Consider the following 22,857-nt stretch of genomic DNA (forward strand, 5'->3'; position numbering starts at 1 on the left):
TTTCAATCTGTTAGCAAAATTTGTTATAATCGCTGCTTTTAAAGCCCGTGTGCTAAGCAATATTGCGGACTGCTTTATAGCAAAATCAACCTTGTAAAGATATTGAGTAACTTATGACCGTAGCGACCTTGTTTACGCCAAAAATCACCCCTCAGTTTGATGCTGCCTCTACGGATACTGGTTCTTCCGATACTGGTTGGGATAGCTATGGTTTAGATGCTGATATCGCTGACGCGGCTACAAATGATGTTGATGTGGCAGAGCAATCGTCACCTACTCAACAACTACCGACTGAAACGGCACAATTTCGCAAGCTACAGAAAAAGCTACGCCGTCAAGTATCATGGGCGATTCGCGACTTTAATATGATTGAAGATGGCGATGTCGTCATGGTTTGTGTGTCAGGTGGCAAAGACAGTTATACTCTGTTAGATATTTTACTAGTCTTAAAGCGTATTGCGCCGATTAGCTTTGATATCGTCGCGGTTAATCTCGATCAAAAGCAGCCCGGTTATCCTGAGGATGTTTTACCCGCTTATCTGAACGAGCAAGGTATCGCGCATTATATTTTAGAAAAAGATACCTATAGTATCGTTAAAAGCGTGGTGCCAGAAGGCAAGACTTATTGTTCAGCATGTTCGCGCTTACGTCGCGGCTCACTATATGGCTTTGCTAAGCAAATAGGCGCGACCAAAATTGCCCTTGGGCACCATCGCGATGATATGTTGGCGACTTTCTTTTTAAACTTATTCCACGGTGGCGCGCTTAAATCTATGCCGCCTAAATTGCTCAGCGATGATAAGCAAAACTTGCTTATTCGTCCGCTCGCGTACGTTGAAGAAAAGGACATTGTTGAATATGCCCGTTTAAAAGAATTCCCGATTATTCCATGTAATCTGTGCGGTAGCCAAACCAATCTACAACGGGCGATTATCAATGACATGCTACGCGAATGGGATGATGCCCATCCACAGCGTTTAGCCTCTATCTTTAAAGCGATGCAAAACGTAGCACCGTCGCAATTAGCCGATCGTGAGTTATTTGATTTTGAGACATTAAGCCTTGAGCGTGATGACAATGAGCGCTTATTTGAAGGGGATAATATCCAAGCAGGGCAGACTGATAGTCTGGCTGAGATTGGCTTACCTGTATCACCAAGAACCCAAGCCTTTAATCCAAAATTTGCCAGTCATCAGTACACAGAAGCAACGGCTGAGACTGATAAAAGCAACCGTATGACAAAGAAAATTCCAACAATTAACCCCGTTATTTAGTTAGCTAATTATTTCAGATGCTGTTGGTAAACTACTACCAAGTGAGTTTCATAAAGCTAGTCTTATAAAGTTAGGGCGATAAAAAACCAGCACATTAGTAATAAATGGCTGGTTTTTTTATGTTTTCACAAGTTGATTGCTTGTTAAATATATATATGAACTAGCTTTGAGCAAAAACTTGTAGTGGATTGAAAGTCACCTCTGAACGCGGCAATTTTGCCACATCTTGCATGCGCCAGTCATCCTTGCCGTCATTACTGACTTGTAAGTAGTATTTGGCTTTGACAGGGTCGATATCTACTTGGGCGCTATATTTATTGCCTTCTTGATGCTTTAAGACCACATCACGATCTTTTTTGATATCGGTGGCATGAGAAATAGACAGATCCAAGGTATCAGGGTACGTAACAGGCTCGCCGTTTAACAATTTACCTGACTGCAAGCTTTGCTCTGGATAGTTTAAATAAAACACGATATCGCCATTATCAGCAAACTGCATCTTACCGTGTAAATCCAAATCGTAAGTGAGCTTATCACGCGAAACGTCATGGTAAAGGGTTTTACCATCCATATACCAATCGTCACGTACCACACTGTCGCGTATTTGGTAGGAATAATAAACGAACCAGATGCAAGCAATCACAACAAATGCTGGCATGCCAATCACAAAGATAACCACCATATAGTTCTTGTACCATGGCTGGCTGTCTTGATGCTTAAAATTCGGTGCTGGAGTAGACATAAAATACCTATTAAACAGATACTTATTTATAGAAATCCAGTTATTAGTTGGATATTTATAAATGGTATCAACGGATAGTCTAGCGGCTTAATGCTGCCAGTTTAATGATAAATGGTTCACTTGCGGGCTGTTTGCCAACAAGTGAATTATATAACAGTATGTTAGTTAAGCTTTTAATAACGCAATAGCTCAAGATAATCCTGAGGCTTACTGACCTTGAGTCGTAAAGATATTTTGTTTGCTGACGTTGTACTTACCATCTTCACTCTTCACATTTAAGGTAACCGGGGTCTGACCAAATTCAATCACATCTGGGTCACCATAAATACTAACTGGCATGTCAAAGCTTTCACCCGCTTCAAGCGGTACATCGTTAAAGCGTAACTCTAAACTCAAGCCATTTTGTGGCTCAAGGGTAATCTGATAAGTGTGGGGCTCTTGTGTTTTATTAGTCAGTTTGACGATATAGCTGTTCTCAATCATGCCTTGTTGATTCAGTGAAGACAACTGATTGCGGTCACGGCGAATATCAATCTCTAGTGGTACACGGTCTGTCAGCGCATAGACCACACCGCCACATAGCACAGTCAGTAACGTTAAGTAAGCAAAGAAGCGTGGACGGAACACTCTGCTTGGCTCTTTTTCGACCAATTGACGCTCTGTCGTATAACGAATCAGCCCGCGTGGGTAGCCAACTTTATCCATCACCTCGTTACAAGCATCGACACAAGCGGCACACTGGATACAGGCAACCTGTAAACCGTCGCGAATATCAATCCCAGTTGGGCACACCTGAACACACATCTGACATTCGATACAATCGCCCAAGTTCTCAGGGTTAGTGCCTTTTTTACGCGCACCACGAGGCTCACCGCGCTCATAATCATAAGAGACAATTAACGTATCTTTATCAAACATCACGCTTTGAAAGCGACCATAAGGACAGATTTGGACACACATCTGCTCACGCATATAGCCTGCATTGACGTAGGTAGAGAAAGCAAAAATAAATATCGATACCCATATCCACGTTGACCAATCAGGGAAGGGGATAAACCCTATCATCTGCCAATTTTGATACAACGCTTCCGTACCAGACACATAGCTGACGAAAGTCGTGGCGGTAATCATCGAAAACACAAACCAGATAAAATACACCAAAGAGCGCTTAAACACTTTTTTCGGGCTCATGGGCTCTTTGTCGAACTTAATACGCTTATTACGATCGCCAATGACCAGTTTTTCAACATATTGGAACATATGCGTCCAAATGGTCTGGGGACACGCATAGCCGCACCACACCCGTCCGGCGTAGACGGTCACCATAAATAGTGTAAAGGCGGCAATAAGCGCAAAGGCGGCAATAAAGTAAAAATCTTGCGTCAAAAAAGTCATGCCAAAAATATAATAATGCTGCGACGGCACATCAAACCAGATTGCTTGTCTACCGTTATACCGTAGCCACGGTAAAATCAGGAATAATGCCAAAAATGCATACATACTGATCACACGGATATTTTGATAAAATCCGGTGACAAACCTGGGATGAACACGTTTTTTATTGGCGTTAAGATCGACTTCGATGACAGGGATTTTATTGGATTGTTGTGCTGACATAAACGTGCCTCTTTAAAAAAAGAATCAGTCTGCTGGCATGATGAACAAATACCGTTGATACTCAGGTATATGAAAGTGCAATGTTATCAATGTCAGTAAGTAGCGATACATATACAAGCAGTCAAAATAGGATGCCTTAGCGACCAAATGAGCGATTGTAAATAACTGACTTAAATATGCTTAAATGAATGATTCAATAGTGTTTCTAATAGATTGCTATTTTAGCATTCTCCCTACTATAAATGGGGTAGGAATGTTAAAAAGCAACACTTATATTATAATTAATGATAGCTAGCAGAGGTGATTACCATAAGAAATGAGCAACCGCAAAACCTCATCATTGTTAATCAGACTATCAATAGTTTTACTTCACAAATGAACAACAAATGTGACTCATATAATTAAAAAGGGAGAACTGCAATAACAGTCCTCCCTTTTTTAAACTTACTTATTTACGATATAGCGACTGACTAAATATGATTAGTTAGCTGCTGTTGTTTCCGCTGTAGCTGTAGCAGTTGTCGCTGCCTGAGGAGCAGGGGCAGAGACTGTTTTTGCTTTAGCAGGTTGAGCAGTTCTGTCTGATAATGAGTAAACATACGCAGCAAGTAGCATAATACGCTCATTACCCAGTTTGGTTTCCCACTCAGGCATAACACCAGCACGGCCATAACGTAAGGTTTCACGAATGGTTTCGCGATCGCCGCCATACAACCAGATATTATCTGTTAAGTTTGGCGCGCCAGTAGAAGTCATACCTTTCGCATCTGGACCATGACAAAGTACACAGTTGGTAGGCTCATTGAAGATTGCCTTACCTTGAGCGACTTGGGCTTTATCAAGCTCGTAACCTGGTTGGTTGCCAGAGATTGATAGAACATATTCCGCCACTGCACGCACACCATCTTCACCGATTTGATCACGCCATGCTGCCATGCCACCGACTCGGCCATTATGTAGTGTCGTCAAAATATTTGCCGCTTCTCCGCCATATAACCAGTCATTATCGGTCAGATTTGGATAGCCTACCGCACCTTTAGCGTTGGAGCCATGACAAACGGCACAGTTCTGCAAGAATAAGCGACTACCGACCTTTAACGCATTTGGATTTTCAGCAAGCTTTTCTACATACGGCGCGAGCTCAGCAATCTTCTCATCAATCTGAGCTTGCAGATTTGCGGGCGGTGTCTCACTGCGACGCATGGTTGCCTGCATCTCAGAAAGCGCAGCTAAGGTTTTAGTTGCACCACTCGCATCGGCTTTGGCCAAAATGTTTTGCTCAAAGTTATCGGTAAATACTTTGTTATTACTTTCAAGCTCGCTGTTCAACTCGTTATGAGAAGTCCATGGTAAGGTTTTACCATCCACTTCTACGGTTGTGATACCTTCCCATTTTGATGGAAAGATAGCAGGGAAGAACACCCAATAGGCGACACCCCAAATGATTGAGCCAAAAAATATCACTAGCCACCATTTAGGCAGTGGCTTATCGTATTCCTGAATACCGTCGTAGGTGTGGCCTGTGGTACCGTCTTCTTCTACTTCTGGCTTGTATTTCAAGACCATTAGCAAAACACCGAGGATACCCGCCCAACACATAATACTTAGTATGGTGATCCAAGAACTCCAAAAAAATGTCATCGTTCATCCTTATTGCGCTGCTCTTCAGACAGAGATTCTATATCCTCGTCATCAAGCGCAAGTTGTGCATCTTCTTCGAAGCGTTTTTTGTTTTTTGGCGAATACGCCCACCATGCAACGCCTACGAAGGCAACAAAGGCAGAAACGGTCGCAATTGTTTGTAATTCACCAATACCCATTAGCGCTGTCCTTCCATTGAGGTACCTAACTGCTGTAAATAGGCAACCAAAGCATCAAGCTCAGTAGCACCAAGTACAGCATCTGGCGCACCTTCGATGTCTTCTTCAGTATAAGGCACACCGAAGCGATCACGGAATAGACGCATTTTGGTTTGAACGTTAGTACCATTAACTTCATTGGTTGCAAGCCATGGGAAACCAGGCATAACTGATTCAGGTACTAATGAACGTGGCGCGATGAGATGTTGTTTTTGCCAATCTTCAGAATAGCGTCCACCAACACGTGCCAAGTCAGGACCCGTACGTTTCGAACCCCATAAGAATGGGTGATCCCACGTTGATTCAGCAGCACGTGAGTAGGGTCCATAACGTTCAACTTCGGCACGTAGTGGACGAATCATTTGGGTATGACAAACATGACAACCTTCGCGGATGTAAATATCACGACCTTCAAACTCAAGCGCCGTCCACGGCTCCATAGCGGGAAGGGGAGCGTTCACCCCGCCGTCTTCAGGACCCTTGTTATCATATATCAGTGGTACGATTTCAACGAGCGTTGCAAAGCTAATCGCAATAACGATACCGATAACCAACAAGCCGGTATTTTTTTCAATAATTTCATGCGGTGTACCAGACATGATCGCTCCTTATACGTTAGCTGCCGAAGGTTTATCAACACTAGGTTCATGATCAGTAGGATCTGCGATATCCACAGGCTTTCCTTCTGGCATTTTAAGTGTTTTATAAACGTTATATGCCATAACAAACATACCCGATACATACAGTAGGCCACCAAAAGCACGACCAATATATGGGAAATGTGAGAACTCAACCGTATCAACGAAGCTATATACCAACGTACCGTCTGGATTGGTTGCAAGCCACATCATGCCTTGGCCAATACCTGAAATCCACATAGAAACGATATAGAAAATAGTACCCGCTGTTGCCAACCAGAAATGCGTCGTGATTAAGCTGATCGAGTACATTTTTGGTTTGTTATAGATACGTGGTAACAGTACATATAGCGAACCGATGGTAATCATACCAACCCAGCCAAGCGCACCTGAGTGTACGTGACCTACTGTCCAATCCGTGTTATGAGATAACGCGTTGACTGTCTTAATAGACATCATTGGACCTTCGAACGTCGACATCGCATAGAACGACAATGCCACAATCATAAAACGAATGATTGGGTCAGTACGCAGTTTATCCCAACTACCTGATAGCGTTAGGACGCCGTTAATCATACCACCCCAAGATGGTGCAAATAGGATGATTGAGAAGACCATTGCTAGTGACTGCGTCCAATCTGGAAGCGCTGAATAATGCAAATGGTGACCACCAGCCCACATATATGAAGCAATCAATGCCCAAAAGTGAACGATAGACAAACGGTAAGAATAAATAGGACGGCCAATCTGTACTGGAACGAAGTAATACATCATCCCAAGGAAAGCGGCCGTTAGGTAGAAACCTACCGCATTATGCCCGTACCACCACTGCACCATCGCATCGGTTGCACCGCCAAATAATGAGTAAGATTTAAACGCACTAACAGGGATAGCCATACTGTTTACGATATGCAGTAGTGCAATCGTAATAATAAAAGCAGCAAAGAACCAGTTAGCCACATAAATATGTGAGGTTTTACGTTTGATGAGCGTACCGAAGAAAACGATGGCGTAAGAGATCCACACCAAAGCAATCAAAATATCGATGGGCCACTCAAGCTCAGCATATTCCTTGGTCGAAGTCAGACCTAGAGGAAGGGTAATAACTGCTGATACAATAACCGCTTGCCAACCCCAAAAGGTAAACCAAGCTAAATAAGGGGCAAATAGCCTCGTTTTACACGTACGTTGAACAATATAGTAAGACGTCGCGAACAAGGCACAACCGCCAAACGCGAAAATAACCGCGTTGGTATGTAGCGGTCTTAGACGACTGAATGTCAGCCATGGAATGTCAAAGTTTAGTGCTGGCCATGCTAACTGTGAAGCAATGAACACACCAATACTCATGCCGACGATGCCCCATATCACGGCCATTATCGTAAAGAATCTTACGACAGTGATTTCATATTCACGGTCAACTGGGGCGACTGCTGTGTTTTGTAAACTCATTGGATGATTCCTTTACAGCCCGAATTATCAACAGAATTAACTAACTCTCCGCGGCATCTGTATTATAGAGGTCTATAAACAGATAATGATTGCGGTACATGCTATTTTTTGACTGATCTTATCGCCGTTACGTTATTAACTATCAAGCTAAGCCTTCGCTAGTGATCAGCTGTCGCTGATGAGTAGAGGACGGCGATAAAAACGCACTGCGCTCACAGCTAGTCGATAGTAGGATTGTTAATAAACGGTCAAGTTTGATAAGAAAATACGCCTTCCTTGAGCATCAAACATCTATTGAGGCTGAGTATGTATCTTAATTATTACTGCTAAAAGTAGTATGAACGAAGATAGATACTGATATTCAACGGGTGATAAGAAGCTTATACACCATTGATGTATGCTAGCGGCGGCTGACAAAAACACATGTTTACGTAACGTTTAGCTAAAACTCCCGACTCTGTTTAAGGGTATTGTAACGCAAACCTAATCAAATATCATCAGAACTATGCGCCAAAATACAAACTCTTTGGTAAAAACATTCGCAAACAACTTATTATTGCAGCGTTACACACCTATTTTATACCCAATTTCCCTACTATTCTAGGGGTGAAAAAATATACTGCTCAGCTGCTAAAAAAAATTTATAAGAAGGTTTTGTAACAATAGCGTCACTGTTGTCATAAATAGGTTTTACTTATTATCAAGTCGCATCTTATAATGGCGCTGAGCAGCGTTGCGAACAGAGTGTTTGTATATCTCAGTTAACAACTATTTTAATTATTTAAATAGCGGTCAGACTCGTGCCTTTAATGATATGAGCTTTCCATAAATAAGTATTAAGGATAATAATATGGCAGTTTTTTTGACAGACGAATGGTTTGAGCAAGTTGAGAAAATGGGTCAGGAAGCTGGTGAATTAAATTTACCACCAGCATTGGCTAATATGATTGTAAACTTAAAGGTATCTGATACTGAGAAAGATATCGAAGCCAGTTTTGCTGATGGTTTATTACATCGTGGCTTAAATGACGCAGCGACAACCACTTTATTGCTTGATCGTAGCATCTTGCAATCAATCATCACCGATTTTGATACCAATGAAATTATGGGTGCCTTTATGGGTGGTAAGATTCGTGTTGAAGGCGATATGTCACAATTAATGGCGGTACAAACCGCGCGCCCAAGCGCTGAGCAAAAAGAGCTTTATAGCCGTATTAAGTCAATGACTACAATGGCTTAATTGTCCGTTCTTCATTTTTATACAAATTTTTTTTAGCATAAAAAAGCCCTTAATTGATATTAAGGGCTTTTTGTTTTGAAACCAGACATGGCGTTAAAATAAACTTTACAAGCAAGGTTTATTTTGAAACGAGCGCCGCTTAGCTGGCTTTGGATTGTTGCGCGCTGGCTTGCGATTTTTGATTTTCTTTATAAATGGCCGCTTGTAGCCAGACATTCGCCTGCACATAGTCATGAACTTGAATAGCCGTAGTCGTTGAGGTTTTAGGCGCGCCAATACGAATCACAAACGGGTCAGCATCTTGCTCGCGCAGTACCACCACATCAAATAAGATAATGGGTTGACCATTAAATACAGTTTCTTGCTTACCGAGCACCTGACCTTGACACCACGCTTCATCTTCCTGTCCTAAGGTGTCACCAAACAGGTAGGCACACATATGACCCAAATTAATCTCAACTGGTGCCATTTGCTCTTTGGTCTCTGGTTGCCATGCTTTGATTTGCTCTTGTAAATCATCAGGCATTTTTCCATCATTGGCTGCGACAATGTCGTTAAAAGCACGATGGTAGCGAATGGCTTCTTGGTCTTCGACCATAATCACCTCGTTTTGTTCGCTAAGCTTAATCTCATGCGCCCACGCACTAAAATTCACATAATAAGCCATATCTTGCTGATATAAATGACGGTTAGCAGTATATAGTTGGTCAAAAGCGTAGATGATACTGCCATCAGCGGTACGTAAGCGCAAGACCGCATCATGGGTATTGTCATTGACAATCATGCGTTCGATTTTGCAAGTCAATCCATACGGGCTATCGACACAAGGGTAAGCATTGATAAAACATTCAGGCTTGCCATCTTTCATCGCGAGCACCTGATTGATATGACAAGGCTGGTCTTCAGATAAGAGTAAGCAACTGTCTTTTGCAGAACTGACATTACTATTGAGACCCTTTGGCATTGCCGCTTTTTCAATCATCTTTTGGAGCCATTCTGGCACGTCTTGACTCATATCATCGGTCAAAATACGCCAATGATCGGCGTGACCGGCAGACTGCTCGTCAGATATAGTGATTTTGGTGGGGGATTGGATATTTTTATATTGATAATTAATGGTCATGAATATACTCAAACTTAAGTCAGCCATGAGGTTTGGGTCTAAAACTGTGATTGCTGACCATTATCCAATATGTTAGCGGATTGGTTTATGATAACCAGCAATGTCGTCAGTAAAGAGTCAACAAACAACAATGAGGGGTTAATGACAATTGTCCTTAGCCTACAATATATAGGTATAGACGCAACCAATAGCAAGCCCCTCATGAAAAATAATGCTAAAAGTTGAATTTTTATTAAAAAATACCGGCAGTTTGCGCTAATGACTGGCACATATAAGTCAAATTGTGTCAAACTAGCTCCCTTTTGACAGTGGCATTTTGCTGGTCATAAACCCTGTTTTTGTGTTCGATTGATATGTTTTTGGGACAAGTGCAATAGTATGGGGCATTTGTCACATCTGGTTTTACAACATAAATAAAGTCGCACGTAGATAAGATAAAGAGTTTGAATATGTTTCGTCCTTTAGCGTTATTTATCGGCTTACGGTACACCCGAGCAGAGCGTAGTAATGGTTTTATCTCCTTTATATCGCTGATCTCAATGATTGGTCTGACGCTTGGCGTGGCGGTATTGATTACGGTGCTATCGGTCATGAATGGCTTTGATCGTGAGCTAAAGACTCGTATTTTGGGTATGGTGCCGCAAGCGACTGTCACTTCGACCGAGATTATCGGTGATTGGAAGCAGGTGGCAGATAAAATCAAAGAAGACCCAGAAGTTGCCGCCGTTGCGCCTTTTATCCAGCTGCAAGGTATGCTGACCTCCAACGGTCAAGTAGCTGGGATTATGGTCACCGGTGTTGATCCTGAATACGAAAAGAACGTCTCTATCATCAACGAGCATATGGTAGAAGGCAGTATTGATACGCTGCAAAATGGCGAGTTCAGTATTGTGCTTGGCGAAGAGATGGTGCAATCTCTGGGCTTGCGCTTAGGCGATAAAGTGACGTTAGTGCTACCAGAAGCTTCGCCATCACCAGCGGGTGTGATACCGCGCTTTAAGCGCTTTACCTTGACGGGTATCTTTACCATCAGTCCAGAAGTAGATAGTCTGATGGCGTTTATTCCAATGGGTGATGCAGCAAAATTACTGCGTCTGCCAGAGGGGGCTCAGGGCATCCGTATGAAGCTTCATGATATCTTTAAAGCACCGATGGCCGCCCAAAAAGCTGCTGCTATAGCCCCTGAGCAATTATATCCTAGCGATTGGACCCAAACGCACGGCAATCTGTTTGGTGCTATTCAAATGGAAAAAGCCATGGTTGGCTTGCTGTTGTTCTTAATTATTTTAGTTGCGGCTTTTAATATTGTCTCAAGTCTGGTGATGCTAGTCACTGACAAAAAAGCTGATATTGCCATTTTAAAAACATTTGGTGCTTCACCGCGTCTGATTACCCATGTCTTTATGGTACAGGGTGTGGTTATCGGCTTTATCGGTACGATTGCAGGTACGATACTGGGTATTATCTTTGCTCTGACCGTCAGTGATATTTTGGGCTTTATCAATAATAGCTTTGGTCTGAACTTATTTGATGCTTACTTCGTCAACTATCTGCCATCGCAGCTGCGTTTGACCGATGTGGTGCTGATTACCAGTGCGTCATTTGTATTGAGCTTTTTGGCGACCATTTATCCAGCACGCCGAGCGGCTAAAATTCAGCCTGCTCAAACGCTACGTTACGAGTAATCTACAGGCGTTAATGCCATGATAAATACAATAAAGGAAGCGCTATGTCTGCGATTTTAAAAGCGACCAATATTAATAAGATATATGATGAAGGGGCGGTGAGCACCCAAGTATTGACGGGCTTAGATTTGACTGTCAATGCCGGTGAGCGCATTGCGATTGTTGGTACCAGTGGCTCAGGAAAAAGTACCTTATTGCACTTGCTCGGCGGACTCGATACGCCAACCAGTGGTGAAGTATGGCTACACGGACAGCTGCTAAATACGATGAATGAAACTGAGCGCGGCGCGATGCGTAACAAGCACTTAGGGTTTATTTACCAATTTCACCATCTGTTAGCAGAATTTACTGCGGTTGAAAACGTCGCTATGCCGCTACTGATGCGTCCAAAAATGTCGACCACAGAAGCGCGCCAACAAGCTGTTGATATTTTAAACAGTGTTGGTCTAGAGCATCGCTTGGCACACAGACCGGGTGAGCTATCAGGCGGTGAGCGTCAGCGTGTAGCGATTGCCCGCGCCCTAGTAACCAAGCCTTCGCTTATCTTGGCAGATGAGCCAACCGGTAACTTGGATTATGACAATGCCCAAAGCGTGTTTGGATTGTTATCAGAGCTACAAAGTACCATGCAAACCGCGCTGTTAATGGTGACGCATGACCGCAGTTTGGCGGCGCTTGCTGATCGTCAGCTGTTATTGCGTAATGGGCATTGGGAAGATTACTAAACCTTTATCTTTAACAATCTATTTTTAATAAATTGCATGCATGCCGTTACTAAGCAGTAGCATGATACGGTCAGACTTTTTATAAAAATGAGATAACACAAAGGCTGTATAGGGCAGCCTTATTCATTGAGTAAGGATTGATAATATGAATAAAGATGATAACCCGATTGAAGCTTTCGGTAGTATCGAAGAAGGCAATGAGCCATTACAGCCTTATATGGATCCAACGTTGTTTGATAGCATTGATAAGCAGGCGCAAATAGAATTGCTGACGCCCGTTTTTGACTCGATTACTTTAGCGGGTGCGGATTACGATTTAAAGGCGCAAGATAGTGCGACGGGCAAGCGCTATACGCTTCTTAAAGAAGAGAAGGTGATAGATGTCTTTGTGATGGATACCACTCTAACTGATAATGTTTTGAATGCTATCAAGGAACATAAAGAAAGTGAAGACGAGTTATAACGTTGTATAAAAACTCAGCCGTTTTTCTATTCTGATAACGTGCAGATTAGTTATTAATAAATAATAGCTATTAATGCTTAGAGGTCTTGTCAGAGGAGTTTTGCTGACGTTTCTGCCAGCTAGTGACGGTCTTATAGCGCCAAATAGCTTTAAATGCTAAACCGCATACGATGCTGCTAATGATTGCTAGAATGGTTAATCCTAAACAAAAAGCCGTCAGGGAGACCGTGCCTTTATAAGTTATAAAAGGGTTGGCGCCGTCTGATAATGCCCATAAGCTAAAATCAGCAATCATCCTACCAATCAGCCGTAAGCTAATCATCGGTACGTCAAGGATCTTTGCACCGATGTAGTAGCCGGCATAAAAGACAGGTAAGCTGGTCACCGGATTGGTAATCCACGTCAAACCGAGCGCCATTGGAACATTGGCACGAAAAATGAGCGCACCAATTAATGCCAATAACATCTGTCCTGGTAGCGGAAAGAACGCGCTCAGCACACCGATATAAACCGCTTTATTTAAACTATGGCGATTAAAATGCCACAAACGCGGGTCGGCAAGTTGCGGCGCAAACAATTTCAATGTGCGACTGGCTAAGATTTTTTCAGGGGTAGGAAGTAGGTCTTTCAGACGTTTGTTTGGCACAGAATCGCCTTTACTCGTTATCTACAGCCTGCTCAATCATACTGATAGGCTGGTATGCAGTGATATTATTAATAAAAAATACAGGTAAGAGTGTTATCAGAAAAACAGATGGATAATCTTGAATAAATATCATCGCAATGTCTTTGCTCAGTATAGGGTAATAGTAAAATAAATGCCATCGCTTAACGGCTCAGTGATGATTATGCGGCTAACAGTAAGCGATTTTTTCAATGCTGTGAATACTTCGAATGCGTCGTCAGCTTTACTCTTAGTATAAGGTATAAATAGTCTTCATTTATCATACAGAATATCAAGCAAGGAGCGCTAGTGTACTGGTTAATTGGTAGCTTGGTAATCGTCGTTATGATGGGCGTTCTGGCCGTTGCTGATAGTATGCAGCTGCCTGTCAGTCCGTTGTTCGCTGACCTCAGCGCTGCGGCTACATTGCCGCTATTATTAACGATTCTGACTATTGTTTTAATAGTCGTCAGTCAACGTCGTATTCCATCTGCCAGTCCCTTGAACGCTAAAAAACCTGTTTCTCAACACTCTTCTATTCAAAAGTTAGCTAAAACCTTATCGCCTACCTTAACGTTACTTTCTAAGTGTCTTCGCTATTTAATATTGGCAGGATTAGCGTTGGCGCTAATTACTGGCAGTGGGCTGCTCGCTCTAATGAGTCATCAACAGGCCGAAAGCAGCAAAATAAAACAACCTCTGCGTGTGCAGGCACTAGTTAGCATCGAGGGAATCAGTGATAGTGTCTACGACGTTGCGAGCAATAGTGGTTATCGGCAGGTTGCTAACATCAGTCAAATATCGCCGTTATTGTCTGAATTGACAGCGCAGGATTTAGATGAGCTCATGCGAAATTATGCAACAAACAATAGAGAAGGACTGAGTAATAGCCTAAGCAATAGTAATGATGATTTAAGCCAAAATGATTTGAGAGAAGATGACTCTGAAAGTTTGGAAGGTGTCCAATATCGTATACTACTTAACGCGTATCCCAAAAAGCCATATAAGCAATCTCGTAAGAAGCTCTCTAAAAAACTATCTAAGCAAGCACAGATTATAGACTTAAATCATTTGCAGCCTGGTGACAAGTTGTTTATGACCTTGACGCTAGCACCGCTTGCTGGCTCTGAGCAAGCGATGAATAACCCAACGGGGTTTGATAGTTATCGCTGGTTGCGAGGGCGGCATATCGATGGTGTCGCTAATATTCTAGCGACCAGTACCTCGACTATTAAGTTTGATGACTCAGCGGTGTTGTTTGAACCTAATGGATCTTATCTACAACGTTTGCGTATCGTTATAGACCAAGGGCGTTGGCAGCTGCGCCAGCACTTTTATCAAGATTGGGCAGCACAAAGCAACGCAGAGCAGCAAGCAAAAGCGGTGACTTTAAGTTTACTGACCGGCGATCGCAGTTTAATCAATCGTGATACCAAAGATTTGTATCAGTTGGCAGGTATTTCCCACTTGCTTGCTATCTCAGGCACTCATGTTTTATTTTTAGCGATTGTGTTAGCGGGATTGGCTGTCCTACTGCTGAATCGCTTTTGTCCATCTCTTTATCGCCATATCCCGCGCTGGCAAGCGCGCTGGTGGGTCATGATTAGCGCGGCTTTTATTTATGCCTTATTTACAGGGTTTGATGTACCTGCTGCGCGTACGGCATGGATGTTATTAGCGATAGGTTTGATGCGTCTGACACTGCTACCCATTAGTACCATGCGGATATTATTGGCGCTTGCGGTATTGATGGCATGGCTCGACTCGTATGTGTTGTGGCAGGCTGGTTATTGGCTGTCTTTTATAGCGGTGGCGCTATTGTTAAAATATGAGGATAGCTCAGTACATTCGAGTCAACCAGAATTCACCCAGCTAACGGTTTTTAGTCATGATGATAATACAAGCAAGCATATGCTTAAACGCATGGTGATTGGGTTTAAAAGACTGTTTAAGTTACAGTTTTGGCTATTCATTGCGCTGTTGCCCATTACCTTGTTATTGTTTGGCAAGGCTTCACTGTTAGGGCTTATCGTCAACCTATTTGCCATTGGTTTATTTGGCTGGGTGATTGTACCGCTGAATCTACTAGCGGGGCTTTGCTATCTTATCTTGCCCACGTTAGCAGATGCTATTTGGACGCTGGTGATTGCCATCGTTGCTTATTTACACGAGCTGATCACGTGGCTGATGGCATTACCTATATTCTCAGGGGCATGGCTTTATACGCCAGTGAATATGGCTATTTTGCTGATGGTAGTACTGATGCTGCTGCCATGGTTATTGCCTCGCGGGCTCATCAGTCGTTGGATGGTATTGCCGCCACTAACGCTGCTGGTTATGACGGTATATGCCAATCAGCAATCATTAACCATGATACCGACTCTGTATATCTTACCAACTGGCGACCAATACTTGAGTGCGGTTTTGCTGCAATATCCTGTGAGCAATAATGAAAATGCGCTTAAGGGTGATAATAAACGCCCAGCCATTAAAAGTATGGATAAGAAAAGTATCAGCTGGTTGTTTTTAGCCGATCATAGACCTTATGGCGTTCGTACTATGCCAAGTACGCTAACGGCGGATAAGCTTTCCGCGACTCTAGAACAGCAATTACGCAACTTATCCATCAAGCGCTTAGAAGGGATTGTGGTGCAAAGCAGTAGCGCTGCATTGACTGCGCCTATCAACAACAATCCATGGCCACCCAATACTTCTGAACTGCTAACAATGACAGTGGTTCAGCTCAAGGATCGATTCCCAACGCTTCAGTATTGGCAAGCAGGACGTAGTGAGCGCTGGTCTGAGCTTCAACGAGCTTATCAATTAGCCAGTTTGTCTGGTCAAGCTAAAACTTATTCAACCATCAGCGTGCAACGTTGTGAACAAGGTAAAATCTGGCAACTCGCAAATGGTGATTTAACCTTGCGTGCGATGACCGGCTGGAGCAAAATAAACGATGCCAGCGTGTGGGATTGTACGCTTGCCATTGACAGTGGATTGCCGATTCAAGTCATTAACTATAATTCTGCTGATCCATTAAAAGTATTGCCTACCAAAGTACAAACGCTCATATCAAGCAGCCAATTGCCAACTCATCAAGCTAAAAACACTCAGTCACGCTTAATTCTGAATGCCGATACACATCCGCGCGTTTGGCAAATGTGGTCATTACTCTGTCCAATCCAACCAACGGATAAAAATAATACCTTAAACAACATATTAGACAATGCCATAAATAGCACAACCTGGCTTGGACACAGCACCTCGCATATATCTGAAGATGTAATAAGTGAGCAACAAATCCATGAGATAATCACTTACGATAATAAGCTATTAGATGCCGCCTTAGCTTTTCAGGCTGGTATTAAGGATTAACCTTAGGCTTTATCTCAATAATAGGGTTCTTATAAAATACTCTCGCTCCTATAGCGTGTCGTCCTTATAATAACAAGCTATTTCACAGTTCTGCTATTGAACCATGAGTAAAATGGCAGCATACTTAGCAGCTTGTTCATTACCGCTTTATACAGAGATCTTATATAAGTAAGAATATTGGTTTTTACTTATGAAACTTTTTAGACTCTCTTTTATCGTTTTACATTGTTTCTGACTTAGGAAGTTATATGCCCAATTGGCCACCAGACCCTAACAAACGTCCTGACAACTCGGCAAATCAGCCAACGCCAATGCAGCAGTCAAATCAGCCGAGCGGACAAGAGTGGCGACTGCTTGAAAATACGTTATTAGCCAGTGTCGTTGAGCAGCGTCGCGCTCGTCGTTGGAGTATTTTCTTCAAGCTATTGACCTTTGGTTATATCTTATTGATATTTTTAACACTTGGCCGCGGTTGCAGTACTAAAACACCAGCCAGTTTAGATGGCGTTGATACCAGTAAGCCGCATTTGGCTGTGGTTGAAATTCAAGGGACGATTAGTAGTGGTGATGCTGCCAATGCTTATGATGTTAATGAAGCCTTGACGCGTGCCTTTAAAAACCGTAATGCAAAAGCGGTGGCGCTTGATATTAACTCGCCTGGTGGCTCACCCGTACAGTCTGATGAAATCTGGCAGACTATGATGGATTTGCGTCAAGAATATCCTGATAAAAAGCTCTACGCGGTGATTGGTGATATGGGTGCTTCAGGCGCTTATTATATTGCTTCAGCGGCGGATGAGATTTATGTCAACCCATCAAGCTTAGTGGGTTCGATTGGCGTTATCATGCCAAGCTATAACATCAAAGGCTTAATGGATAAATTTGGCGTTGAAGACCGTACTATTACAGCAGGCGAGTATAAAGACATTTTAAGCTTGTCACGTCCGCTCACCGCTTATGAAGAGCAGCATGTCGAAAAAGTGTTGAACAATACCCATAAGCACTTTATCAATGCGGTAAAAGAAGGTCGCGGCGATCGTCTGAAAAATCCTGAACAAAACAAACTGTTTTCAGGGCTATTTTGGACAGGCGAGCAGTCTATTGAGCTTGGCTTAGCTGACAAAAAGGGCAGTATTGCAAGTTTGGAGAAACAGCTTAAACTTGATAACGTGGTCAACTATACCCCGACTGATCCTTTTAGCTTATTTATGGATCGCTTCGCGGTTAAATTAGGTGCAGGGCTTGGATCAAGTATCAAGCTTGACGTATTGCCGCAAGAAGAGGGTGAGGCGCAGATGCGCTAAGTACTTTATATTTTAGATTTAATGTGTATGATTGTTGAGGCTGAGCGTATGATTATGCTCAGCCTTAATTGTATATAAATTTAGATTATTATAATAACTATTTCAAATAACTGTTTAAATCACTATTTAAATTATTGAGAGCCTGTCATGAGTGCCATTAATTTACAGACCTTTGCGTCATTACCCAAATCTAAAATAACCCAAAAACCGGTCATTCATTTTGCCCATGCTAATGGTATGCCAAGTACTGTTTATGCACCGTTTTTTGCAGCGCTTGCTGAATTTTTTACCATTGAATATATTCCAATGTTGGGTAATACGCCCGATTATCCAGTAGATGATCATTGGAAGAGCCTGACGCAGCAGATTATTGATAGTGTGGAACGTACTTGTGAGCAGCATGGCGTTAGTCAGGTGGTGGGTGTCGGTCATTCGCTTGGTGCGATGTGTACTATGCAGGCGTTATACCGTGCGCCAGAAATCTTTGCGCAAGCGGTGCTGATGGATCCACCTTGGATTTATGGCAAAGTTAGCCTGCTATGGCATTTGGCTAAAACCGCAGATAGATTACCGCTAATGAATAATCGTTTGATGGATAAACTGTCGCCAGCGGGCGTGTCTAAGCATCGCCGTGATGTTTGGGATAGCCGCGAAGATGCCTATGATAAGCTGCGTCATAAAGGGTTTTTTAAAGATTTCGATGAGCGTAGTTTTGATGGCTATATCGAGCATGGTTTACATGAGCGTGCTGATGGAAAGGTAACACTGGCCATTCCTAAAGCCAGCGAAGTTGAGGTTTTTCGTACCAATCCATCATGGTATTGGCTGACCCCAAACCGTGCTCCTAAGCCGCCGGTAACACTCATCATTGGTGAAGACAGTATATTTCTTAAACGCCGATTTCCGCAGCAAATCAAATCACGCCTTAATATCGATTACGAAACCCATGCAGGTGGTCATATGTTCCCACTTGAGCACCCAGAGTCTGTGGCGCTACAAGTGCTTGAGCTTATCAAACAGCAGTTACCAAAATAAGCTGATCATTTATGCTAATGCTCATCATAAATATAATGTGGGCAGCTAGTACACCTTTTTGAGTGACGATTTTATGATAAAAGATGCGCCCACTTCACCTGTTATGACTATAGAACCTAAGCGTGCACCGCTATTTTCACGCTTAGGTACGTTGCTACTGGTCATAGGAATGGTAGTGACATTTTTTATTAGTCAATTGATAGGCGTGTATATCGCCGGCAAACTGGTATTACCTGCCGCTAAAAATGCAACCATAGGGGATATTTTCTTTTTTGGCAGTAATGATGGCACAGTGGTGAGCTTCTCTATCATCATAGGCTGCCTATTACTGATAGCAATCAGCGTATTGTTGATTCGTGTGAGAGGCGGGAATGTTAGGCAGTATCTGGCACTGAAACCCTTCTCATGGGCGGTAGGCGTCGGTATGCTAGGATTGCTGTTGATATTTATGATTGGCAGTCAGGCATTAACTTACCTGCTTGATAAATCGCCGTTGGTCTTCGTCGATCCTTTGTATCAGTCTGTCAGCTCAGTATGGCTATTGGTATTTGCGATGGTGATTGTCGCCCCAATCTATGAGGAGCTTATCTTTCGCGGGTTACTATGGTCGGCTATTGTAGAGCAATTCTCAGCCGCAGACTATATAGAGCATCGCGGTGCAGTAGTCGCCAGTTTAGTAACCAGCTTAATCTTTGCGGTAATTCACTTGCAGTATGGTCTTTATGAAATCAGTACCATTGTGGTATTGGCCTTGATATTTTGCTACGCGCGTATCAAGTCAGGTTCGCTAGTGCTGCCGATGTTGCTACATATTATTAATAATGGGGTAGCGATGGGACAGTATTTAGCGCAAGTTGCTTAAAGATGTATGCACATACATAACGACTGATATAGTGAACGCTTTCACCATATCAGCCGTTATTTTATGCTTTCCGATTTGCGGCTTAGAAGGCAAGGCGCTTGTCTTTAAGCATCTGGGTTTAATGCTAAGACTTCAGTCGCTGCGTACTTAATATCGTCAATCGTCAATTGAGGTTTACCGCTCAAAGCCTGTCGCCATTTGCGAGCACCCATCAAACCTTGGAATAACCCTAAATAATGCCGCGTCATCGTTGGCAACGCTTCGCCTTTAGCGATTTGTTCTTCTAGATAGGGATATAGCTGCGCTAAAATATCTGAGCGCTTAGGGCTGGGTTCGCCCCATAAGCTATTGGCTTCTGCCAATAAGTAAGGGTTATGATAAAATGCCCGTCCGATCATCACCCCATCGATATGCTGCAAATGCGCTTTAATATCAGCGACGGTCTCGATACCACCATTAATCTCGATATCAAGCGCTGGAAAGTCTTGTTTTAAACGATACACATCGTCATAGCGTAATGGCGGTATTTCACGATTTTGCTTCGGGCTCAAGCCCTGTAGCCATGCCGTACGCGCATGCACAATAAAGCGCGTACAACCTGCTGCCGCTACTTTTTCTACAAAATCTACCATAAACTCGTAACTGTCAAAATCATCAATTCCAATACGATGCTTGACGGTTACTGGAATATCGACCGCCGCTTGCATGTGCTTGACCAAGTCTGCAACCGTATGAGGTTCTGCCATTAGGCAAGCACCAATCTTATTATGTTGGACGCGATCAGAGGGACAGCCAACGTTAATATTGACCTCATCATAGCCGTGCTGCTGCGCAAATTCAGCACATTTAGTCATCTCAACAATATCTGCTCCGCCCAGCTGTAGCACAAGTGGATGCTCAAGGGCATCAAAGCGTAGATGCCGCGCGCGATTGCCATGTATCAGCGCGCCCGTACTAATCATCTCAGTATATAAATAGACATGTGAGTTAAAAAGACGGGCAAAGTAGCGATAATCTGTCGTCGTCCAATCAATCATAGGCGCAACAGAGAGTCGTTTGTTGGTCATATCAACCATTATGGTTAAACCTCGTTATTAAGCATGAATACTTTTAACTGCGTTTTTAAGTATATTTAAAATGAGAGTAGACAAGGCGCCATAACTTATAGATGCATGGCGCTTTTTTTATCACTAGGGTTATATTGGTTAAAGGATAGAAAAATCAATGGCAAAGCAAAGTAAGGCTAAATTGAATAGCCACTTCTTAAATAACCTCATTAATTTGTCTAAATTCGGGCAAATTATAAAAGTAGATACCCATAATGATGCCGATAAATCCGATAAATACGATGTATAAGGCGGGCGAGAAACTCACATATAAAGTGGCGTAACCGAGCGCGAAAGGAACCAATACCCCAACAAGACCATAGGAAAGATTATAACAAAGAGCCATACCTGTTAGTCGTACATTGGTCGGAAATAGTTGCACAAGAATAGCGGGTATCATGCCAACAATACCAGCACAAAAACCTAAAAGCGCATACATAATAAGAATATAGTCGCCACTGGTTTGCAGATGATAAAAGAAAGCAAGCATCTGTACAATCAATAAGATGGAACCAATGGCCAACACTTTACCAAAATTTTGATGATTAGATATGATGCCATAGAACACACAGCCAAAAATCATAAACACAATGCCCAAACTGTGTGAAAATCCAAACAAGTCATTATCAAGAGTAAAGCGCAATTCAATTAAATCTGGTAATAATAGGACAATGACGGTCGTTATACTAGCGATAATGACAGTGAGAACCAACCCGATAAAGATAGAGTGTTTACAGTGCTTAAAGAGCAAAGTAAAGGGCTTGGCAACATAATCACGTGGTTTTGATTCTTTCATGGCAATAAAAAATGGTGACTCATCTATCCAGCGCCATCCCAACAAGGGTAAAACGCTCAGTAACGCTGCGACAAAAAAGGGTATACGCCAACCGTAATCAGCCAATTGCTCAGTAGTCATGGAGTTGGTCAGCCAAAGGAAAAAGGCGTTGGAGAATAGAACGCCAACATAAAAGCTGGCGGTCACATAGCTACAGGCGACTGATAAATATTGGCGTGGTACATGTTCCGAGACAAAAACCCAAGCAAGCGGTACAAAAACGCCGAATGCCATCCCTTGTATCAGGCGTAGGGCAATAAATAAGGTGGGCGCAACCAGACCCCATTGTGCATGTGTTGGTAAGCATGCCATCGCTAATAAGCTTGCGGCAGTCACCAATATGCTGATTAATAGTATAGGTTTTCGTCCTTTAATATCACCAAAGCGCCCAAAGATGATGCCGCCAAATGGACGCGCCAAATACCCAATTGCAAAAAGCCCAAGCCCTTGCAGAGTGGCAACCGTAGCGTCAGCATTGGCAGGTAAAAAGGTGGCTGCTATGATATCTGCAAGATATAAATAAATCAAAAAATCAAAAAACGCAACGGCGCTGTTAAAGCAAACAAACAGTATCGCATTTCTATCTTTAGAAGACATCAAGGCATATTGAGAACGAGAGGGCATAATATATCACGCATACACATAGTGGAGAGGTTGTGAAGCCGGTTACTATCTAGATAACTGGCCATAATAAAAAACGACAAATCAAGATAACGGGCTAATGATTTGCCGCAAAGATAATGTTTTGTACTAAAAAATACTTCAGCGTTAAATTAGCGACTTAACCTATCTCGTTCAAGTCGCTGTCACTATCATACAATTTGTAAAATAAGCGTTTATGAATACAAGTGATTAAAT

Annotated in this window: 19 protein-coding genes; 9 read left to right on the forward strand and 10 right to left on the reverse strand. The window is 42.7% G+C overall.

The features are described from left to right. The first annotated feature begins 113 nt into the window (after nucleotides 1-113). Nucleotides 114-1,274, forward strand: a complete 1,161-nt coding sequence (gene ttcA, locus FQ084_RS02600) for a tRNA 2-thiocytidine(32) synthetase TtcA (protein ID WP_149489065.1) — start codon at nucleotides 114-116, stop codon at nucleotides 1,272-1,274. A gap of 160 nt (nucleotides 1,275-1,434) precedes the next feature. On the opposite strand, the gene FQ084_RS02605 is transcribed toward ttcA, so the two are convergent. From FQ084_RS02605 to ccoN, 6 genes are all read right to left on the reverse strand, one after another. Continuing rightward, nucleotides 1,435-2,016: a FixH family protein gene (locus FQ084_RS02605; RefSeq protein WP_149489066.1), complete on the reverse strand. Its 582-nt coding sequence runs from the start codon at nucleotides 2,014-2,016 to the stop codon at nucleotides 1,435-1,437. A gap of 207 nt (nucleotides 2,017-2,223) precedes the next feature. Then, entirely contained in the window at nucleotides 2,224-3,633 is a 1,410-nt protein-coding gene (gene ccoG, locus FQ084_RS02610; protein ID WP_149489067.1) for a cytochrome c oxidase accessory protein CcoG, read from the reverse strand. 480 nt (nucleotides 3,634-4,113) lie between these two features. Continuing rightward, on the reverse strand, nucleotides 4,114-5,274 hold the full coding sequence (gene ccoP, locus FQ084_RS02615; RefSeq protein ID WP_149489068.1) for a cytochrome-c oxidase, cbb3-type subunit III: 1,161 nt from the start codon (nucleotides 5,272-5,274) through the stop codon (nucleotides 4,114-4,116). Beyond that, complete coding sequence (locus FQ084_RS02620) at nucleotides 5,271-5,453, reverse strand: cbb3-type cytochrome oxidase subunit 3 (RefSeq protein ID WP_149489069.1); 183 nt, start codon at nucleotides 5,451-5,453, stop codon at nucleotides 5,271-5,273. Before FQ084_RS02620 ends, ccoP begins: the two co-directional genes overlap by 4 nt. Then, the gene (gene ccoO / locus FQ084_RS02625) at nucleotides 5,453-6,091 is read right to left on the reverse strand and encodes a cytochrome-c oxidase, cbb3-type subunit II (protein ID WP_149489070.1); all 639 of its coding nucleotides are present in this window, start codon (nucleotides 6,089-6,091) and stop codon (nucleotides 5,453-5,455) included. The genes FQ084_RS02620 and ccoO overlap by 1 nt, the downstream gene beginning before the upstream one ends. A gap of 9 nt (nucleotides 6,092-6,100) precedes the next feature. After that, entirely contained in the window at nucleotides 6,101-7,582 is a 1,482-nt protein-coding gene (ccoN, locus tag FQ084_RS02630) for a cytochrome-c oxidase, cbb3-type subunit I (protein ID WP_149489071.1), read from the reverse strand. Between the two features lie 850 nt (nucleotides 7,583-8,432). Between ccoN and FQ084_RS02635 the strand changes: the two genes are divergently transcribed. Further along, on the forward strand, nucleotides 8,433-8,822 hold the full coding sequence (locus FQ084_RS02635; protein WP_149489072.1) for an SCP-2 sterol transfer family protein: 390 nt from the start codon (nucleotides 8,433-8,435) through the stop codon (nucleotides 8,820-8,822). A 139-nt stretch (nucleotides 8,823-8,961) separates the two neighbouring features. Here the strand turns inward: FQ084_RS02635 and FQ084_RS02640 are convergent, their stop codons facing one another. Next, the gene (locus tag FQ084_RS02640) at nucleotides 8,962-9,945 is read right to left on the reverse strand and encodes a hypothetical protein (RefSeq protein WP_149489073.1); all 984 of its coding nucleotides are present in this window, start codon (nucleotides 9,943-9,945) and stop codon (nucleotides 8,962-8,964) included. Nucleotides 9,946-10,394: 449 nt separating this feature from the next. Here FQ084_RS02640 and FQ084_RS02645 point away from each other — a divergent pair, with 449 nt between their 5' ends. The 3 genes from FQ084_RS02645 to FQ084_RS02655 all read left to right on the forward strand — a co-directional run bounded on the left by FQ084_RS02645 (nucleotide 10,395) and on the right by FQ084_RS02655 (nucleotide 12,818). Beyond that, the gene (locus tag FQ084_RS02645; protein ID WP_149489074.1) at nucleotides 10,395-11,630 is read left to right on the forward strand and encodes a lipoprotein-releasing ABC transporter permease subunit; all 1,236 of its coding nucleotides are present in this window, start codon (nucleotides 10,395-10,397) and stop codon (nucleotides 11,628-11,630) included. A 44-nt stretch (nucleotides 11,631-11,674) separates the two neighbouring features. Continuing rightward, nucleotides 11,675-12,355, forward strand: a complete 681-nt coding sequence (gene lolD, locus FQ084_RS02650; RefSeq protein ID WP_149489075.1) for a lipoprotein-releasing ABC transporter ATP-binding protein LolD — start codon at nucleotides 11,675-11,677, stop codon at nucleotides 12,353-12,355. Between the two features lie 145 nt (nucleotides 12,356-12,500). Further along, nucleotides 12,501-12,818: a hypothetical protein gene (locus FQ084_RS02655; protein ID WP_149489076.1), complete on the forward strand. Its 318-nt coding sequence runs from the start codon at nucleotides 12,501-12,503 to the stop codon at nucleotides 12,816-12,818. Nucleotides 12,819-12,888: 70 nt separating this feature from the next. Here FQ084_RS02655 and FQ084_RS02660 read toward each other — a convergent pair whose 3' ends face one another. Further along, nucleotides 12,889-13,464: a DUF2062 domain-containing protein gene (locus FQ084_RS02660; RefSeq protein ID WP_262880632.1), complete on the reverse strand. Its 576-nt coding sequence runs from the start codon at nucleotides 13,462-13,464 to the stop codon at nucleotides 12,889-12,891. Nucleotides 13,465-13,791: 327 nt separating this feature from the next. On the opposite strand from FQ084_RS02660, the gene FQ084_RS02665 reads away from it, so the two are divergent. The 4 genes from FQ084_RS02665 (at nucleotide 13,792) to FQ084_RS02680 (ending at nucleotide 20,058) form a co-directional block, all read left to right on the forward strand. Next, nucleotides 13,792-16,857, forward strand: a complete 3,066-nt coding sequence (locus FQ084_RS02665) for a ComEC/Rec2 family competence protein (RefSeq protein ID WP_262880633.1) — start codon at nucleotides 13,792-13,794, stop codon at nucleotides 16,855-16,857. Between the two features lie 248 nt (nucleotides 16,858-17,105). Continuing rightward, entirely contained in the window at nucleotides 17,106-18,161 is a 1,056-nt protein-coding gene (sppA, locus tag FQ084_RS02670) for a signal peptide peptidase SppA (protein WP_149489078.1), read from the forward strand. A 147-nt stretch (nucleotides 18,162-18,308) separates the two neighbouring features. Next, nucleotides 18,309-19,196, forward strand: a complete 888-nt coding sequence (locus FQ084_RS02675; RefSeq protein WP_149489079.1) for an alpha/beta fold hydrolase — start codon at nucleotides 18,309-18,311, stop codon at nucleotides 19,194-19,196. 73 nt (nucleotides 19,197-19,269) lie between these two features. Then, nucleotides 19,270-20,058 (forward strand): CPBP family intramembrane glutamic endopeptidase, encoded by a 789-nt coding sequence (locus FQ084_RS02680; RefSeq protein ID WP_262880634.1) that lies wholly within the window; start codon nucleotides 19,270-19,272, stop codon nucleotides 20,056-20,058. Nucleotides 20,059-20,162: 104 nt separating this feature from the next. Here the strand turns inward: FQ084_RS02680 and dusA are convergent, their stop codons facing one another. Next, nucleotides 20,163-21,134, reverse strand: coding sequence for a tRNA dihydrouridine(20/20a) synthase DusA (gene dusA / locus FQ084_RS02685; RefSeq protein ID WP_149489080.1), 972 nt, complete (start codon nucleotides 21,132-21,134; stop codon nucleotides 20,163-20,165). A 187-nt stretch (nucleotides 21,135-21,321) separates the two neighbouring features. Beyond that, nucleotides 21,322-22,623 carry an MFS transporter gene (locus tag FQ084_RS02690; protein WP_149489081.1) on the reverse strand — a complete coding sequence of 434 codons (1,302 nt, stop codon included), beginning with the start codon at nucleotides 22,621-22,623 and terminating at the stop codon, nucleotides 21,322-21,324. Between the last annotated feature and the right edge of the window lie 234 nt (nucleotides 22,624-22,857).

It is taken from the genome of Psychrobacter sp. ANT_WB68, assembly GCF_008369115.1.
In the GTDB taxonomy this organism is placed as follows: Bacteria; Pseudomonadota; Gammaproteobacteria; order Pseudomonadales; family Moraxellaceae; genus Psychrobacter.

Coding starts and splice junctions, on each gene's coding strand:
- ttcA (WP_149489065.1), top strand. CDS start 114: ATGACCGTAGCGACCTTGTTTACGCCAAAAATCACCCCTCAGTTTGAT.
- FQ084_RS02605 (WP_149489066.1), bottom strand. CDS start 2,016: ATGTCTACTCCAGCACCGAATTTTAAGCATCAAGACAGCCAGCCATGG.
- ccoG (WP_149489067.1), bottom strand. CDS start 3,633: ATGTCAGCACAACAATCCAATAAAATCCCTGTCATCGAAGTCGATCTT.
- ccoP (WP_149489068.1), bottom strand. CDS start 5,274: ATGACATTTTTTTGGAGTTCTTGGATCACCATACTAAGTATTATGTGT.
- FQ084_RS02620 (WP_149489069.1), bottom strand. CDS start 5,453: ATGGGTATTGGTGAATTACAAACAATTGCGACCGTTTCTGCCTTTGTT.
- ccoO (WP_149489070.1), bottom strand. CDS start 6,091: ATGTCTGGTACACCGCATGAAATTATTGAAAAAAATACCGGCTTGTTG.
- ccoN (WP_149489071.1), bottom strand. CDS start 7,582: ATGAGTTTACAAAACACAGCAGTCGCCCCAGTTGACCGTGAATATGAA.
- FQ084_RS02635 (WP_149489072.1), top strand. CDS start 8,433: ATGGCAGTTTTTTTGACAGACGAATGGTTTGAGCAAGTTGAGAAAATG.
- FQ084_RS02640 (WP_149489073.1), bottom strand. CDS start 9,945: ATGACCATTAATTATCAATATAAAAATATCCAATCCCCCACCAAAATC.
- FQ084_RS02645 (WP_149489074.1), top strand. CDS start 10,395: ATGTTTCGTCCTTTAGCGTTATTTATCGGCTTACGGTACACCCGAGCA.
- lolD (WP_149489075.1), top strand. CDS start 11,675: ATGTCTGCGATTTTAAAAGCGACCAATATTAATAAGATATATGATGAA.
- FQ084_RS02655 (WP_149489076.1), top strand. CDS start 12,501: ATGAATAAAGATGATAACCCGATTGAAGCTTTCGGTAGTATCGAAGAA.
- sppA (WP_149489078.1), top strand. CDS start 17,106: ATGCCCAATTGGCCACCAGACCCTAACAAACGTCCTGACAACTCGGCA.
- FQ084_RS02675 (WP_149489079.1), top strand. CDS start 18,309: ATGAGTGCCATTAATTTACAGACCTTTGCGTCATTACCCAAATCTAAA.
- FQ084_RS02680 (WP_262880634.1), top strand. CDS start 19,270: ATGATAAAAGATGCGCCCACTTCACCTGTTATGACTATAGAACCTAAG.
- dusA (WP_149489080.1), bottom strand. CDS start 21,134: ATGGTTGATATGACCAACAAACGACTCTCTGTTGCGCCTATGATTGAT.
- FQ084_RS02690 (WP_149489081.1), bottom strand. CDS start 22,623: ATGCCCTCTCGTTCTCAATATGCCTTGATGTCTTCTAAAGATAGAAAT.